11 protein-coding genes and 1 rRNA gene are annotated in these 16,908 nt (G+C 57.2%); 7 read left to right on the forward strand and 5 right to left on the reverse strand.

The window, feature by feature from the left end:
• Positions 1 to 71 (reverse strand): 16S ribosomal RNA (locus tag VGJ94_15125); the annotation flags it as partial.
• Between the two features lie 372 nt (positions 72 to 443).
• Between VGJ94_15125 and VGJ94_15130 the strand changes: the two genes are divergently transcribed.
• Positions 444 to 2,528 (forward strand): acetate--CoA ligase family protein, encoded by a 2,085-nt coding sequence (locus VGJ94_15130; GenBank protein ID HEY3277949.1) that lies wholly within the window; start codon positions 444 to 446, stop codon positions 2,526 to 2,528.
• A gap of 43 nt (positions 2,529 to 2,571) precedes the next feature.
• Here VGJ94_15130 and VGJ94_15135 read toward each other — a convergent pair whose 3' ends face one another.
• Positions 2,572 to 4,314, reverse strand: coding sequence for a hypothetical protein (locus VGJ94_15135; protein HEY3277950.1), 1,743 nt, complete (start codon positions 4,312 to 4,314; stop codon positions 2,572 to 2,574).
• 626 nt (positions 4,315 to 4,940) lie between these two features.
• On the opposite strand from VGJ94_15135, the gene VGJ94_15140 reads away from it, so the two are divergent.
• From VGJ94_15140 to VGJ94_15150, 3 genes are all read left to right on the forward strand, one after another.
• Entirely contained in the window at positions 4,941 to 6,860 is a 1,920-nt protein-coding gene (locus tag VGJ94_15140; protein ID HEY3277951.1) for a L,D-transpeptidase family protein, read from the forward strand.
• Between the two features lie 135 nt (positions 6,861 to 6,995).
• Entirely contained in the window at positions 6,996 to 7,241 is a 246-nt protein-coding gene (locus VGJ94_15145) for a hypothetical protein (GenBank protein HEY3277952.1), read from the forward strand.
• A 268-nt stretch (positions 7,242 to 7,509) separates the two neighbouring features.
• Positions 7,510 to 9,276, forward strand: a complete 1,767-nt coding sequence (locus tag VGJ94_15150) for a sigma 54-interacting transcriptional regulator (protein ID HEY3277953.1) — start codon at positions 7,510 to 7,512, stop codon at positions 9,274 to 9,276.
• On the opposite strand, the gene VGJ94_15155 is transcribed toward VGJ94_15150, so the two are convergent.
• On the reverse strand, positions 9,273 to 10,799 hold the full coding sequence (locus VGJ94_15155) for an acyl-CoA dehydrogenase family protein (GenBank protein HEY3277954.1): 1,527 nt from the start codon (positions 10,797 to 10,799) through the stop codon (positions 9,273 to 9,275). The two genes, VGJ94_15150 and VGJ94_15155, sit on opposite strands and share 4 nt — an antisense overlap.
• A gap of 512 nt (positions 10,800 to 11,311) precedes the next feature.
• Here VGJ94_15155 and ssb point away from each other — a divergent pair.
• A complete protein-coding gene (ssb, locus tag VGJ94_15160; GenBank protein ID HEY3277955.1) occupies positions 11,312 to 11,743 on the forward strand; it encodes a single-stranded DNA-binding protein in 432 nt (143 codons plus the stop codon).
• A gap of 24 nt (positions 11,744 to 11,767) precedes the next feature.
• Here the strand turns inward: ssb and VGJ94_15165 are convergent, their stop codons facing one another.
• Positions 11,768 to 14,014: a PBP1A family penicillin-binding protein gene (locus VGJ94_15165; protein HEY3277956.1), complete on the reverse strand. Its 2,247-nt coding sequence runs from the start codon at positions 14,012 to 14,014 to the stop codon at positions 11,768 to 11,770.
• Positions 14,011 to 15,813 carry an adenine deaminase C-terminal domain-containing protein gene (locus VGJ94_15170; GenBank protein ID HEY3277957.1) on the reverse strand — a complete coding sequence of 601 codons (1,803 nt, stop codon included), beginning with the start codon at positions 15,811 to 15,813 and terminating at the stop codon, positions 14,011 to 14,013. Before VGJ94_15170 ends, VGJ94_15165 begins: the two co-directional genes overlap by 4 nt.
• A 476-nt stretch (positions 15,814 to 16,289) precedes the next feature.
• Here VGJ94_15170 and VGJ94_15175 point away from each other — a divergent pair, with 476 nt between their 5' ends.
• Positions 16,290 to 16,559, forward strand: coding sequence for a hypothetical protein (locus VGJ94_15175; GenBank protein HEY3277958.1), 270 nt, complete (start codon positions 16,290 to 16,292; stop codon positions 16,557 to 16,559).
• Positions 16,560 to 16,645: 86 nt separating this feature from the next.
• Positions 16,646 to 16,908 (forward strand): hypothetical protein (locus VGJ94_15180; protein HEY3277959.1); only part of this gene is annotated, 263 nt, incomplete at its 3' end.

Below are 16,908 nucleotides of genomic sequence, written 5' to 3' on the forward strand. Positions count from 1 at the left end.
TCGCGCTCGACTTGCATGTGTTAGGCACGCCGCCAGCGTTCGTTCTGAGCCAGGATCAAACTCTCAGATCAAACCTTGTTACGTATCTTGTTCAAATTCTTACTTGAACGAGGACCTACTATTTTCTTTTCAAAGAACAAAGCGCATTTGTGTTGCGCGGAAAGGTAATGTACATCGAAACTGCTTTTTTGTCAACCTCTTTATGACGAAATTTAACTCTTCCCTTCAAAGACGCCGCAAGTATTGAGAATTCCCTCCCCCTGTGATATTTATAATCCTGACAATGGGAAGCAATTTCCCGTGTGTATTGGTTAAGGGGAAGCCGCAATACCTCAGGGGACCGGTTATGATGAATTTGGCGCATGGGCGCCTCATGCGTTCCCGCGCCCATCCACCGTTCTCCCGGCGGCATCGTTTGTACCCTTATATAAGGAAAGAAGCCGATGGACTCCGAGTATCGCCCGAATACTGAAAATTATCACGCCCTCTTCAAGCCGTCCCGCATCGTGGTGGTGGGAGGCAGCGAAAATCTGAGCAAGCCCGGCGGTATGGTGCTCAAGAACATCATGGAGCAGGGCTATTCGGGCACCCTCTGGGTAATCAATCCCCACGCGGCCTCCGTGTCGAAGTTGCCCACCTTCCCGTCCGTCGCCCAGATGCCCGGCATTGCCGAGCTTGCGATCATCGCGGTCCCCGCGCCTTTGGTGGCCTCCTCCCTTCGGGGTCTTGCCGAAAAAGGCACCAGGGCGGCGATCGTCCTCACTGCCGGTTTCGGTGAAAAGGATGAAGAAGGCAGGATTGAAGAGATGCGCCTCCTCGATATCGCCGATCGCGCCAACATGATCCTTATCGGCCCGAACTGCTCGGGTTTCATGACGCCCCACTACAGCGGCAAATTTGCGGGCATCATCCCTCCCCTGAAACCGCGGTCCGTCGATTTTATCAGCGGCTCCGGCGCCACGGTCGACCTGGTCATGGAGCAGGCCCTGCCACGGGGACTCTCCTTCTGCACGGTCATCAACGTGGGCAATTCCGCCCAGACCGGCGTCGAGGACCTCGTCGCCCTCTACGACAGGAATTACGGCCCCGAAAGCGCGCCCATCCTCATGCTCTACCTCGAATCGTTGCGAAAACCTGCCCTTCTCCTGGAGCACGGACGGCGCCTCACCCGCAAAGGATGTGTGATCGTGGCAATTAAGTCCGGTATTTCCGGCGCGGGGGCCCGCGCCGCGGCCAGTCATACGGGCGCCATGGCCAACGACGATATCGCGGTGGAAAGCCTCTTTCGAAAAGCGGGCATCATACGGGTGAAGAGCAAGATGGAGATGATCGACGTGACCTGCGTGCTGGCCGCTACAGGCGGACGGCTTAAGGGGAAGAAGGTCTGCGTGGTGACCGACGCGGGGGGTCCGGGCGTCATGCTGACCGATGAGCTCGAAAGGCAGGGGTTTACCCTCCCCGTCATGAATGATGCGACACAAAAGAGGCTACGCCGCATCCTCCCGCCGGAGAGCGCCGTTGCCAACCCCATCGACTGCCTGCCCACAAGGAGCGCCTCCCAGGTAAGGGAGATATTCCGGATCATCGAAGACGAAGAAGGGGACGCCCTCGACGTAATCGCCGTTCAGGTGGCCAATCCGGGCATGTCCGACAACCGATACGTATATGAGGAGGTGGCGGACGCCATGGATAATTCTTCAATCCCCATTATCCCCGTGTTGACCTCCGTGAGCACCTGCGCTCCTCTCATCCAAGAATTTACAAAGGGGGGCAAATCCTGCTTTCATGACGAGGTGAATCTGGGGAGCGCCCTGGGCAAGGTGTTACGCCGTCCCGCAGTCCGTGAAGCCTCGAGCACGCTCGAGGGCTATGATTTTGAGGGCATCGCCGCTGCCCTGGATGGCAAGAACGGCGTCCTCGATGTGGAAAGCGCGGCGCAGGTATTGACCGGGGCCGGTTTTTCCCTACCCCGCCAGGTCCCCATGACCACGCGAAAGGGATTGGCCGAAGCCTGCGAAAAGGTCGGTTTTCCCCTCGCCATGAAGGTCCTGGGGCCCCTTCACAAGAGTGATTCAGCTGGGGTGAAGGTCAATATCTCCTCCCTTGAGGCGGCCCACTCGGCGTGGAGGGGGCTTATGGCCATAAAGGGCGCCGCAGGCGTCCTCATCCAGCAGATGTGTGAGGGGAACGAGGTGATCCTGGGCAGCAGCCGCTCCGGCGACATAGGCCATGTGGTCATGTTCGGCCTGGGCGGCATCTATACGAACACGCTCAAGGACGTGCAATTCGCCCTCGCCCCCCTGGCAAAAGAGGAATGCCGGGAAATGATCACCGGCATAAAGGCCTTCTCCATACTCGAGGGCGTGCGGGGCGGCAGGGGGATGTCGATCGACGTTCTGGCGGACTATGGGGAAAGAATAGGCCGACTCGTCACTGATTTCCCCGCCATCAGGGAGATCGATCTCAATCCCGTGAAAGGCTTCGACCAAAACCTCCGCGTAGTGGACGGGAGAATCATTTTAGACTGACCACCCCTCTCTTCGCAGAATTTTTCCTTCCCTGCCCGGTTTATTAAAGGGCGGAGAGATTATTCTCGTTCACCCAGCCGTCGGGCCCGGTTTGGAAATCGACCTTCCACCACCATACGCCATTATAATATCGAGGACCCTCGGACACCGCGCCCGTGGCATTAACCCTCTGCGTGCCTACAAGGCTGCCCGAAGCGGTAGGCTCGGAGCGTACGTTGGCGCTCCTCTTCATCTTTGTCCCGTCGCCCGCCACGAATTTAGTGCTGGGCGTCGGCCACGTAGTCCTGGTGATCGCCGTCGACATTGCCGATACATTGCCTGCCCCATCGAGGGCCGCAACTTTGTACGTATATGGGGTAGCCGGATTGAGGCCGCGGTCCATGTAGGAGAGGGACGCCGTGGTTGCAATGAGGGCGTTGTTTCTATATACCCTGTATCCCGTGACTCCCGTATTATCCGTGGAGGCATTCCAGGAGAGGTCGACCTCATAGGATGAGACCACAACCGCCCTGAAACGTGACGGAACGGTCGGACGGGTCGTGTCGGCCGCGGCAAGGGTCTTTACGGAAACTTCATTGGAGGCAGGTGATCCGTTGCCCGCGGCATCATAGGCGATTACACGGTATCGGTAAATCGTTGCGGGCTTGAGGACGCTATCCCGGAAGGAGGTCCCTGTAGCGGTTGCGGCCTGTATGTCATTACGGTAGATCACGTAACGCGCGACACCGACATTGTCCGTGGAAGGACCCCAACGGAGGTCTACCTGGGTTGAGGAGAAGGCGCTTGCCAGGAGGTTCGAAGGGGCGGTGGGAGGAGCCGAATCTGCGCCTGCCTGAAGGGCCTCACCCGAGTCGGGATTGATCATAAGGCTCGCTTCATCGACAGCCTCGAAGTCGGACCCTTTGATGAGGCGGAACTGTGCGACCAGCACGTCATTATTCCAGCGCTCATCGGGTACGCCGGAGATGTACCATGCAGACCCGTTGTCGGCCAAAATCAAGCCATATTTCTTCATTGCCCGGAGAATGACCTGCATCTCCGCAGAAAAGGCGGAAACGTCGAAGGACGCCTTCAGTCTGAAGCGCTGGCCCATGGGAGGATAGTTATTTCCCGTGAGGCTCGATGCAAAATGACGCGCCGGCCACACGAACGCCCGTCGTGTCTGGGGGACGGTGAATCGGATCGCATGGGCGATCTCGCCGGAGGCCACCTCATCGTAGCGAATGAGCCCCGGGAGGACAGGAAGCCCGGCTGCGTCGGCAGAGGTCCAGCCGTTCGGCCGTAAGTCATTCGAGCGAAGGTCGAATATCGCGCCCGAACCCGCGGACCAGCCCCCGCCCGATCGAGGATAGGTCGACCATGTCTCGTAAAGAAGGCATTTATCCTTGTCGATGACCAGTATGTGCCGGTCTCCCGTTGACCCGCTCCCTCCCTCTATGGCAGGGCTCGCAGGTATGGGATAGGGACCGGCATCGCTTTCATCGGCATAGTCGAAGATTACAGGGACGAGGGGCTGTGTCCCGGGAACAATATTGTAGGGAATGCCGATTGGGCCGCCGTCCCAAAGGCCCGCGCCGAAATCGGGATGGAGGGTCCGGCTCGCGCCGATGGTGGTGATGTACGCCGAAGAATTGGCGTCCACAGGAAGGCTGTCAACGGGTGTATTCCATACGTTGTTCGCCGGAAGAACCGGACAACCGCCCAGTACCGGCCCGGACTGCGCATACGCAATACCGGTGACGAGAAGAAGCGTCCCCGCAAAAAGCATCGATACACAATTTTTCATATCCCCTCCCCTCACTCCGATCGTTATTTTTCTTCCTGAACTTCTTTCCCTCAACCCTACCAGCTCCCGGCGCACGTATCTGTGACGCACTTCACATTCATCCTTATTCTCTATTGCCTACTGCAGGATAGATGCCGGTCGACCGGCTCCAACCGACCAGGTAATTACAATGATTTCAGTTATTTTCAATAGGCGGTTTCAAGGGGTGTATGATTTGCCCTTCATTTAACCTGACCCGATGAAGGATCTTCCATACAGTCGGGCCTGGCGATACCATGCGATAGCCATAACATTTCCGCGTCTGTCGCCCACTCGCATCCCCTATTCTTTTCCGCCGGCACCTTGTTATCAATAATGTTGTTAACTTACTTCCGGCCTGCTGTGGACGCTGCATTTGCGCGGAGGCTTCAGATGGATCGTCAGGCGAGGATCGCAGGCCGCAGCCGTATATTGATACGGCGGAGGACACAACCGGAGCATGGCGGTTCATATGGAGCCTCCGCGCAAACGCAGTGGCCGTCCAAGTGAGCAGGAATTGCCCGTATGCACATTCCCGTCGTCCACGCCGTAGCACTTGAAATAGCCATGCCGGTGATGGTAATGAATAAGGGCGCGACGCGAATATCATGGATAGCACGAGATTAATCAGCATTCATAAGAGATTGGCAGCATTCCTCACCGATCCGGCAGAGCTCTTCCTCGTCCAATCCGTGGAGGCGCAGAAGCTCTTCGTCTGTGTCGAGGACGGGGTGATCGCACAGTATGACTCCTCCACCTCCCGCTTCGGCAACGGCTGCCGGGAGAACTCATACAAGACCCCCCTCGGCATCCACCGGATAAAAGAAAAGATCGGCGCCGGCGCCCCCTTGGGCCGCATCTTCAGGCACCGCCGGGACACGGGCATCGACTGGGATGGAGATTCGTTAGAGGAGAACCTCATCCTCACCCGCATCCTGAGGCTCGAGGGCCTGGAGGAAGGGGTGAACAAGGGCTCCGGGATCGACTCCTTCGAGCGCTTCGTGTACATCCACGGCACGAACCGGGAAGACCTCGTAGGCCGCCCCCTCTCCCATGGATGCCTCTGCTTGCGGCGTGAAGAGATGGCGCGTCTTTTTGAGACCGTGGACGCCGGAACCCTCCTCTATATCGACCCCCCGCCCTTGTTAGTCAGCCAAATACCCTGTCGCAGTATCCATTTTACGGGCATTTTCGGCACGGGCATGAGCGCCCTCGCCCAGTACCTCCGTTTTCAAGGGATCGGCGTCTCCGGCTCCGATCGCCTGCGGGGAAGTACCGATACCGTGTCCCTGCGCTCCGCCCTGGAAGGTCTGGGCTGCGCCATCGCCCCCCAGGACGGCTCGGGAGTAACTCCGGATACGGACGCGGTCTGCGTCTCCACCGCCATCGAAGAAAGCAATCCCGATATCGCCGCGGCCCGGGCTTCAGGGATTCCTATTTTCCACCGCTCCGATCTCCTCGCTGCCCTCATCGCATCATCGAGGACAATCGCGGTTGCCGGCACGAGCGGCAAATCCACCGTAACGGCCATCATATTCGAGTCCCTCCTCGCATGCGGCAAGTCGCCTTCCCTGATCAGCGGCGCCCCCCTCATCCGCCTCGAAAGAGAAGGACTCGTGGGAAATGCCTATGCCGGCGGCTCCGACCTCCTCGTGGTGGAGGCGGACGAGAGCGACGGAACCCTAACCAAATATATCCCGGAGGCCTCGGTGATTCTCAACGTGTCGAAAGACCACAAGTCAATAGAGGAGATTACGGGGCTTTTTGAAACCCTTATTCGCAAGAGCCGGTGGACCGCCTCGAACGGGGACGACCCGATCCTCGCCTCCCTTCCCGCGACGGTGCGATTCGGCCGGCAGAGCAATTCAATATGGCGTCCCGACCGGGAGGAGCTACATGACAGGTCGGTGAGCCTCTTCCGTAATGGCCTGGAATATTGCCTGCCCCTACCCGGGGACCATAACCTCGAAAACCTGCGCGCCGCCCTGTGTGTGGCGGAACGCTTCGACTGCGCGGAACCGCCCCTTGCGGAAGGGATAAAGAATTTTCAGGGCGTGGCGAGACGCTTTACCATTTTCGAGACGAAAAAAGGCATCCACGTCATCGACGACTTTGCCCATAATCCCGCAAAAATAGCCGCTGCCGTGACTGCCGCGAGAGGATTGGCCGGGCGGATCATCGCCGTCTACCAGCCCCACGGCTTCGGCCCCACAAGATTCCTGAAGGACGAATACGTGAAGACCTTCCGTGCCATCTTCGGAACGGGCGACGTCCTCTTCCTTCTTCCCATCTACTATGCGGGAGGCACGGCTGAGAAGAATATCGCCTCCGAAGATATCATACAGGCCCTCGGCCCAATCGCGTTCACCGCAGAAGCGGTGTCGGACCGGGAAACCCTGCTCTACGCGCTCGACGCCCATGCCCGGCCGGGCGATGCCATCCTCCTCATGGGCGCCCGGGACCCGTCTTTATCCACCCTGACAAAGACCATGGTGAAGCTTTTCAATGGAGAAACGGCGAAAACATAATGAGAAGCGGTAAGACCTCATTACGTCTGTTCCGGACATTTTCCTTGAAATTTCTGCTTCCGTGGGCCACAATAAACTATTCCTGAAACGTAAAGGACATTAATACCGATTGCCACTGTTTCCGTATAAGTTGACATGAGAGGATTCGTACGATACATCAATCTGAGAAATGCAATGGCTGCCGTGGAGACTCCGGAAGGCTTCGCGGTCATTGAGGTGCTCGAATGCTGTGCCCTCGACATCTCGGACCAACTGGACGGGCCCCTTGATGCCCCGGGGACAGAGGTGCTGCGGAACGTCTCGAAGAATGAGGATTTTCATGTATCCATCAAGAATACCCATTGCAGCCGGACGGACGCCCTGGAATTAATAGAACAGTAGCCCCTTTTGTGATGAAGGCACTTCCGTCCAACCGGTGACACTACCGGTTGACCACTCCGCGGCCCGGAGGGCCGAGAGTATTTGACCGGCCAGGGTCGGCCGGTCAAATCGCCGCCACGCTCTTTTCATCCGGTTATATCCGAAGTTATCCGCGGCTAAAAGGATGTTGATCGAGACTGAGGGGCTTCCCCCAAAGCCGCCGCAAAACCTGGACTTTGGTCCTGCCGCCGTTGTACACTTATTCGGAATTTCGCTTCAGGAGAGAATAATGGATTTCGGTCTTTACACCAGCATGAACACCCTCCAGCCTATCGTCGATTCGTTGGAGGTGGCTATTTATGCCCTGGACAGGAACCTTGCCATCCAGGGTCTCAACACCCGCCGCTCCCGCTGGCTTCATATCGAAGGCTTTCACGCCCCCGGCAGCCGGGAATGCTACCGGGAGGTGCATGGCCGCGACAAGCCCTGCGAAGGCTGCCCCGTGCTCAAGACTTTCGCGACGGGCAAAACCGAGCGCCTCGTCATCGAGAAGGAGAGAAAGGGGCAGATACGCTCCTATCTCCTTACCGCCACACCCCTTCGCAAGGAGCTGGACGACGGCTTTCAGTATGTCATTGAAATGGTCCAGGACATTACGGAGCAGAAGAGGGCGGAGACGGAGCTGAAGCGGCTCCACGATTTCAACAAGGCCATTATCCATAATGCCCCCGTCGCCATCTTCACTCTCGCCCTCGACGGCACGTTTACGAGCGTTAACCCTGCCCTGGCCCGGTTGTCGGGGCTCGGCGCCGAGACGGAAGAGAAGCTCATCGGCTTCAACTGGCTCACCAACCCCTACACAATAAAATCCGGCCTGGCCGATTACATCCGGAAGGGGCTGAAAGGCAAGGCCTTTCAGCTGCGCGATTTCCCCTATACGAGCTTCTTCGGCACGAGACCCCATTATATCGATTTCAACGGCGTCCCTTTGCGGGGCGATTCAGGCGAGATGAAGGGCCTCCTCTGCATCATCGAAGAGGTGACCGAGAGGGTCGACGAAAAGATCTCCCTTGCGGAAAAGAACGTCCTCCTCGAAGAGCAACTCCACCGGGCGAGTCCCCGGCAAACCTTCATCGGGGAGAGCAAGGCCATACGGGACGTAAAGGAGATGATATCTCTCGTGGCCGCCTCGAACGCCCCGGTCCTTATATTGGGCGAGACTGGGGTGGGCAAGGAGCTGGTGGCCAGGGCGATCCATGCGCGCAGCGCCCGGAGCATCAACCCCCTTGTGGTGATCAATTCGAGCTCCCTCCAGGAGACAATGGTGGAGAGCGAGCTTTTCGGCTATAAGAAAGGGGCCTTCACCGGAGCGGCCAACGACAAGATCGGCCTCCTCAAGATCGCCAACACGGGCACCTTTTTCATGGACGAGGTGGGCGACATGGACCTCGGGATCCAGGCGAAATTCCTGCGGGTCCTGGAGACGGGCGTCTTCAGGAGACTCGGGGACACCCAGGAAACGAAGGTGGACGTGCGCTTCCTTTTCGCCACCAATAAGTCCCTCGAGGAAGAGGTGAAGGAGAAGAACTTCCGCAAGGACCTTTTTTACCGGCTCAATGCCTTTACCATCGTGGTCCCCCCATTAAGGGAACGGAAAGACGACATCCCCCTTCTCGTGGACCATTTCCTCCAGAAGCTCGCCCGGGGAGGCAGGAAAAAGATATTATCTCCGGAGGTTACCGACCTGCTCATGGACTATTCATGGCCGGGCAACGTCCGCGAGCTCGCAAATGTGCTCGAACGGATGGTGCTTATCTCCGGCAACAGGAGCGAGATCAAGGTGGAGGACTTCCCCCAGACCATGATGGAGAAGCCTGCGACCGGAAGAGTTCCTGCGCCCGGGACTCAATCCTCGGACGGTGTTGCCGAACTTTCCCGGATCGAGAGGGAATACGTGGAATCGGTCCTCAACTCCGTAGGAGGCAACAAGAGCAAGGCAGCCCGCCTTCTCGGGATCAGCAGGAGGAAGCTCTACCGGAAGATAGGGGAGGCTTAGAAAACCCTGTCCCTTCCCCTGTCTATCCACTCCGGGAACCATTGGTAGTGCTCCGGGGGGTTCGCTTTTTTGAGGCCCTCGTATGAGGCTTTCGCGAGCTGGATGCCTTTTTTGGTCTTGTTGAGCCAGACCAGGCCGCTTTTCTCCATGGAGATCAGGAGGGCGTCGAGGGCCGGATCGTCTATTTCGAAGGCGTCCTGTATATCCTCCCGGCTCATGAAAAGTCCCGGGTTGACCCGGTAATCTTCGGCGAGAAAGCCGAGGAGCCTCTCCGCGGTGACATTCTTCTCCTTTATTTGCGGACCGTACACGGGTATGGGCACGCCCATTTCCGGGTGGGGCTCCCGGCGCCGCATCTTCATCTCATCCTTCATGCGCTTCATGGCGTTCCTGAAGATGACGAGACGGCACGCCTCCATGCTTCCTCCGGCGATGGAATCGACCTTTGCCGTCTTCATGATATCTTCCAGGGGATAGAAGGCGGTCGTGCCGTCTCCGCCCACGAGCTGTATGGCGTCGAGGCTTCCCGCCATGGCCGCGTCGAGGTTAAAGACCTTGACGAGGTTGGAGTCGATGGTCGTATCCTTGCCGATATCCCACATATATGCCGTATGGTACGTGAGAACCCTGGTGGTCCTCATCCGTATCACGAGGTCTGCGATCTTGAACTGGTTGGTGGCAAGGTCGATGGTGGGGGAGCCGAACTGGACCCGCCGTTCCGTATAGGGCACCGCGCCCCTCACGAGCTCTCCCAAAAGACCCATTGCCTGGGCGGAGATAAGGGTGCGCTCGAAGTTGAGGCCTCCCGTCATGACCGCCCATCCGTCACCCTCATCGCCGATCCGGTCGGCCACTGAGACTGCCACGTTGTCGAAGTCGAGGACCCCGTTCTGGACGTTCTTGAAGGCGATGATCTCGTTTATCTTTTCCACGGTGAAGCCTTTCACGCCTTTCTCGATCACGAATGCGGTGAGGTGACGGTGCTTCCGGATCACCTCCGGGTCATTGCTCGTCCTGCCGTAGACGATGTGCCGGGTCGCCACGCCCGCGGAGGAGACGAACCTCTTCTTCCCGTTCAGTATATAGACATCCCCCTCCCGTCTCGCCTCCATGGTCATGGCCGACGCGTCGGTGCCCGCCACAGGCTCGGTAATCACGATTGCACCCATCTCGCCGTTGACCAGGCGGGGGAGGTATTTTCTCTTCTGTTCCTCCGTGCCGTGTCCCAGGAACTGGTGCAGGCCGCCCAGCATATTCGATCCCAGTGCCCTGTTGATCCCGGGCATGGGTCCGAAGGCCTCGGCCACTATGCATGCACCGGTGCAGCCCAGGCCCAGGCCGCCATATTCCTTCGGGACCGCCGCGCCCGCATATTTCTTCTTCCCTATTTTCTCGAAGATATCCCACGGAAATTCCCGGGTCCACCGGGTCTCCGCGTCCCTCGGCATTACGCTGGCTACAAAGTCTTCCACTTCTTCCGCGAACTTTATCTGCTCATCTGTCCACCAGGTAAAACTTTCCATTGTCCCCTCTCCTTCATTTACCTTCCGGCTCGGGCGGTTCCGGAAGTCTTATGGTATTGGTCCATTTGTGATCACTTTCTCTGCCCATCCCCTGTATTGCAAGGCCCATACCAGAAGCAGTGGGGCTCAAAGACGCGCCGGGAAAGGCAAATAACCCATTTTTCGGCATTCTCGAGTGCAGAACCATTCCTTGGGGTCTATTTCGCGCGCACAGGTTGATACGCTTTGGACCATTTATTCGTGGTTTTTATTAAATACAGGCTATCTGTGCGAATAAAAAGAAAGATACTCTTGTGAAACCTTTAATTACGGGATTCTGTCCTTTGGCCGGTGCACAGGCGATATGGTCCAATGTGGACCACTTTATAGGCTTCCTCTTGATTTGAGCGCTGTCGACGGGGGGTTTGAATCGGGGACATTTAGCCTGTTTGAGATTCGTTGACTTTTCCCCCCATATACTATACTTTTACTTAAAGTAAAGGCTCTGACCAAAACGAGGGGGTTCAAACCACATGTCAAGTTTAAACAAAGCGATGATCATAGGAAGACTTGGAGCAGACCCTGAGTTGCGCCACACGGCGGACGGCGTGGCGGTCGCTACCTTCAACGTGGCGACCAGCGAGGTCAGAAAAGACAGAAACGGCGTGAAGCAGGAGAAGACCGAGTGGCATCGTATCGTCGCCTGGAGGCGGTTGGGCGAGATCGCGGGGGAATACCTGAAGAAAGGCCGGCTCGTCTTTGTGGAGGGCAAGATCCAGTCCCGGGAGTACGAGGGAAGGGACGGCGTAAAGAGAAGGACCTTCGAGATCGTGGCCGATAACATGAAGATGCTCGGCACCGGCACCCAGGGAGACAGCGGCGAGAGAAGGGCGGCGCCCGGTCCCCAGGGCCACTTCGAGGAAGACTTCATTCCCGAGATAGAAGAAGACGACATCCCCCTCTAGGGAGATGGATAAATACCTCCGCCCTTAGTTATAGGGCGTAGACGGGTTTGCTGCCGGCATCTCATGGGATGCTTTGGGTGGACCCAAAGGCCCGGTCGTATCCGGGTGAGGCGATTCCACGGGGACCGCGTCATAGACAAGGCTGAAATCGTCCGTAGGCCATCGCCGTAGCGCCGACCCCATGAACTGCATCCATATGGGGAGACAGACCCGCGCCCCGCTTTCCCCCTTTCCCAAAGATGTCCGCGCATCGAACCCTACCCAGACGCCGGTGGAGATGTGGGGCGAATAACCTATAAAGAGGGCGTCATAGTAGTTGTTCGTGGTGCCGGTCTTGCCTGCCAGGGGATATCCGAGCCGCGAGGCCACCCCTTTCGCGGTACCGTATTCCACGGGACCTTTGAGGAGGAGGTTCATCTTGTAGGCCACCTCCGGGGGTATGGCCCGTTCTTTTACCACCCCGTTTTCTTCGAGAATCTCTCCCCTGGAGTCCTGTATCTTTCTCACGAAGAGCGGTCTCACCCTGTAGCCGCCGTTGGCAAAGGCAGCGAACCCCTTTACGAGATCGAGAAGGGTCATATTGGCGGAGCCGAGGGCGATCGAGAGGTTGTTCGGTATCTCCGCCTCGATACCCAATTCCTTTAAGCCCTGCTTTACCGAGCCGATCCCCACCTCTTCGAGGAGCCGGACTGCCGCCGCATTCTTGGAATAGGCCACGGCATCCTTTATTGAGATGGGACCGTCGTATTTCCCGTCATAGTTCCTGGGGGTCCAGGACTTGCCCGCCCCCATGGAATAGGTCTTTGCATCATCCGCGATCATCGAGTCCAGGTCGTAGCCCTTTTTCAAAGCCGCGAGGTATATGAAGGGTTTGAAGGCGCTCCCTGACTGGACCATTGCGGAGGTGGCCCGGTTGTAGGGACTGCCCTCGAAATCGCGGCCTCCGACCATGGCGCGCACGGAGCCGGTCTCGACGTCCATGCAGATGAGGGCCCCTTCCACCTTCATGCTCTTTATCGCCTGGAACTGATTGATTTTATGCTTATCGGGGCCAATGAATTGGCCCCGCGTCACGTCTCCAGGCTGAAAGGGGAAGCTGTCGAGGGTCATGTGGCCCTTCGCCTGGCCCGCAAGCACCGTATAACCCTCCCTGGTCCTCTCCGATATGAGCAGATCATAGATGGCGCCCGCCTTGAGACCGGAAAGCTTGATATCCTTCTCGCTCGCCTTCATGAAATCGTCCCATTTCCTCCTGGGAAGCTGGTACTGGACCGCGTAATCCCCTTTTCTCTGCTCATAGACATTGAGCCCCCGTTTCATCGACTCCTCGGCGAGCCTCTGAAGCCCGCCGTCCACGGTCGCATAGATCTTGAGGGGCCGCCGGGAGAGTATGCCCTTCCCGTACTTCTCTTCCACATATTTCAGGATATAGTCCTTGAAATAGCTCTCTTTGAAGACGCCGTTATCCTCCGTGATGCGAACCTTCTCCAGGAGCATCTCCCTCTTTCGCCTCTCGTCGACGAATTTCTTTGCATACATCTGGTCGATCACGTATTCCTGCCTCATCCGCGCATTGCCCGGGTGCTTTTTCGGCGTATACCGCGAGGGCGCCTGGACGAGTCCCGCGAGAAGGGCTGCCTCGGCCCTTGTCACCTGGCCCACGTGCTTCCCGAAATAGACCTGGGAGGCCGCCTCGATGCCGAAGACGCCGTGGCCCATGTAGATATTGTTGAGGTAGAGGTTAAGGATCTCCTTTTTCGTGCAGTAATGCTCCAGCCTGTAGGAGAGGATCGCCTCCCGCATCTTCCTGAATATGCTCTTCTCAGGCCCCAGGATCAGGGATTTGATCACCTGCTGGGTAATGGTGGACCCACCCTGGGCCATCCTGCCGTACATCAGGTCTTTCACGAGGGCCCGGAGAATCGATTGGGGGTCGAGGGCCCCATGTTTGAAAAAATCGGCGTCCTCGGCCGCGAGAAAGGCATCCTTCACATACCGCGGGATTTTCTCGTAATCGACGAAGATCCGGTTGTCGGGCACGAGGAGGTAGACCACCTCGTCGCTGGCCCCATAGACGGTGGTCACGGGTTTGTTCTTCAGGTGCTTGAGGGCGGCCACGGAGGGGATGTCGGCGATTACGAAGATATAGGAGCCCACGCAGAGGAAGGCGAGGGAGACCACCAGGAGGAGGATAAGGTAAAAGAGGATGCCTCTTTTCTTCTTCTTTTTCGGTGCCTTGCGCATCGGTTTTTCTTTCGCCGTTTTTTTCAAAATATGATTTCACCTTTTTTCACATCATAGACGCCCGAGACGGTGAGCCTGAGCTCTATAATAGATGTCAACGTAAGATAGGTCGCGGTAAGGAATGGATCTTCGAGGGCGCTTCCCCTCTGTCTCATGAGGTCCTTTACCCGGGTCAGCTCCCGCGCGAGCTCCCTGATCGGAAGGTCCGACATGATCGCCCCCACAGGCAGGGCGAGACGATGGATGATCTCTCCCCGGTGGGCGAGGACAAGCCCTCCCCCCATGGAAAGGACCTCGTTGGCCGCAAGGGCCATATCCAGATCGTCGAAGCCGAGGACGAGAAGCCCGTGGGTCTCGTGGGCCACGCTCGTCGCCATGCCGCCTATATCGGCCCCTATGCCCCGGACAAAGCCCTTTCCCCACTGGAGCAGGTCACGCCGGGTATAGACCGCCTTCCTGATGTCGCCCGCCTTATCGGGCAGAAAGGCGCCCCCTTCCTGCGGGAGGACGCAATCGAGCCTGCGGGTCACGGTCTTGTCCGCCAGGTCGATGACAGGAACCGTATCCCTGCCGCGCGTCTCGATTACGAAATCGGAGGACTCCACTTTATGAAAAACGTAAGGATAGTGCCGGTTTCTCAAATCAGGAAAAGGCGCCGACGAAACGAGGAGACGCCCCTCCTCCGCAACCAGCCGGCCCTTTTCGATTACCGCAAGAGGCGTGGGACGATCCAGACTCTCGAGAAGCAGGATATCGGCGATCCGGCCCGGTGCGATGCTCCCCACCTCCCGATCCACCTTCAGGTACCGGGCAGGGTTGAGGGTCGCCATCCTGATCGCATCCATGGGGGCAAGGCCATAGCGCATGGCCTCGGCCACCACATAATCCATGTAGCCCTTTTCGCAGAGGTCATCCGCGAATATCCCGTCCGAAACGAGCATGAGGGAATCTTTGGGAAGATCGCGCGCGGTGGCACAGAGCTCTTCCAGGTCACTCCGTATGGAGCTGTGGCGGATCATGGCAGAAAGCCCGAGGCGCACTCTGTTCTTAAGGTCCGCACCCGTAATCGACTCGTGGCACGAAGTGATCCCGGCCGCCGCCAAAGTATTGAGCTTATCGTACGAGGCGCCAAGGGTATGGCCCTCGATATTTCGCCCGAAGGACTCCGCAAGATGCATCCGCTCGAGAATGGCCTCGTCGTTCCTCAGTATCCTCATATAAGAGGAGAGTTCGCTCACGGCGACGCATTCCTTGAACGTGGAAAAGAGCATTCGGACGTCCTCAAGCGAGTAAAGCTCCCCGCCCTCCACGTCCGGATAAGGTGGATAAGTGGCAGGCACGCTCCAGAGGTACTTGGTCGCAAATCCGGGCGCCGCCTTCAGGACCGCCACAAACCCCGTTACCCCGATGGCATCGACCATATCCTGGGCATCGCTAAAGACGGTTGTCGCCCCTTTGGTGATCGCCACCTCGGCGAAGGTGGCAGGATTAAAAAACAAATCCCCATGCCCATGAGCATCCACATACCCCGGCGAGGCCACCTTGCCGCGGCCGTCGATCACAACCGTCTGTTCGCCAAGGGGCGGCTCTTTATCGCCCATATAGGCGATCCAGTGCTTGTAAACCCAGATGTTCCCTCGAAAGAGGGTGCCGCTATAGACGTCGGCAATCTCCGCACCCTTTATATAAAGGTCCGGAGGGATCTCGCCCAAAGAAACGCGTACAAGCGCTTTCAGATCGTGAAGACTTTTCTCTATCATCATTACAGGTATGCCGATTTTCAATTCGGGTATGAGATTATACTTGAATACGGAAAGAGATATCAAATGAGGACCACAGGACAAGGCACAACGCACACCTTGACCGGGATGTTGGATGGGAGCGGGATGGTCGGGCTTGCGGGGGCTATTCCCTCCGCTCCGGCTGCTCCATGGCTGGGCCCAAGACGCTCCCGGACTCCTCACGCTCAGTGCGCAGCCAGTTCTTAGAATTTGGCATATCGGTCGTCCGCAAACCAACTGGTTTTCTGGGCCCGATCCACCTATCCGAACGCGCGTGCCGGGCTACGCCGTCACCGAAGCCCTCCGCTGCAGGGTCCCTCAGTCCCTACACAAGTCGCTCCAGGAACAACCCCCCCCCCACAGTCCGACCATCAGGGAGTTTGGGGACTTATTTGTGGGTTATTAGGAGGTTATTTTTATTGACGTGTTTGAATCGACACACTGGTTTCTCTTTCTGGTAGTGACTCAGTTTGATTTCTCTCATCCTTGACCGGCTTTAGTATCTGTGGCATACTCTATGTATGAAGAAACCGAGCAAGAAGTTACCTAAAGACCCCAATAAGCTAGCCTTTGAAGTGGTGCGCATGGCTACCGAAGAAGAGAAGCCACCGGAACCGGAACAACCGACGGAACCAGTTAAAGAGAGATCACCTATATCGGCTTATCTTGCGGAGATAGGAAGAAAGGGAGGGTTGAAAGGGGGCAAGGCTAGAGCGGAGAAACTTACCCCGGAGAAGAGGAAGGAGATAGCTAAGAAGGCGGCGGAAAAGAGGTGGAAGTCTAAGAAATAATTCACCTACCAATTATAAACTTGACAGCAGACCAATAATACTGGTACTATTCCTTTAGTAGTTACCAATAAAGGGGGTACGTACCCATGAACATAGCCAAAACTATCATAGAAAAATTCGGCGGGCAATCCCAACTTGCTAGATTTATAGGTAAAGGTCAAAGCACCGTCCAGCATTGGGCGGCAACAGGGATAATACCCGCAAAATGGCATGGCATATTGTTAGCGTTGGCAGAAAAGAGAGGTATATCTTTATGTGCCGATGATTTTGTTCAAAAGCCCGACATTCTCTCCCCTTCACCTACTACCATTGAGCCAGAAGCCGCAATAGCCTTACCGCTCGATAGGCA

The sequence above is a fragment of the Syntrophorhabdaceae bacterium genome, assembly GCA_036504895.1.
Taxonomy (GTDB): Bacteria; Desulfobacterota; Syntrophorhabdia; order Syntrophorhabdales; family Syntrophorhabdaceae; genus PNOM01.

Coding starts and splice junctions, on each gene's coding strand:
- VGJ94_15135 (HEY3277950.1), bottom strand. CDS start 4,314: ATGAAAAATTGTGTATCGATGCTTTTTGCGGGGACGCTTCTTCTCGTC.
- VGJ94_15130 (HEY3277949.1), top strand. CDS start 444: ATGGACTCCGAGTATCGCCCGAATACTGAAAATTATCACGCCCTCTTC.
- VGJ94_15155 (HEY3277954.1), bottom strand. CDS start 10,799: ATGGAAAGTTTTACCTGGTGGACAGATGAGCAGATAAAGTTCGCGGAA.
- VGJ94_15150 (HEY3277953.1), top strand. CDS start 7,510: ATGGATTTCGGTCTTTACACCAGCATGAACACCCTCCAGCCTATCGTC.
- VGJ94_15140 (HEY3277951.1), top strand. CDS start 4,941: ATGGATAGCACGAGATTAATCAGCATTCATAAGAGATTGGCAGCATTC.
- VGJ94_15175 (HEY3277958.1), top strand. CDS start 16,290: ATGAAGAAACCGAGCAAGAAGTTACCTAAAGACCCCAATAAGCTAGCC.
- ssb (HEY3277955.1), top strand. CDS start 11,312: ATGTCAAGTTTAAACAAAGCGATGATCATAGGAAGACTTGGAGCAGAC.
- VGJ94_15145 (HEY3277952.1), top strand. CDS start 6,996: ATGAGAGGATTCGTACGATACATCAATCTGAGAAATGCAATGGCTGCC.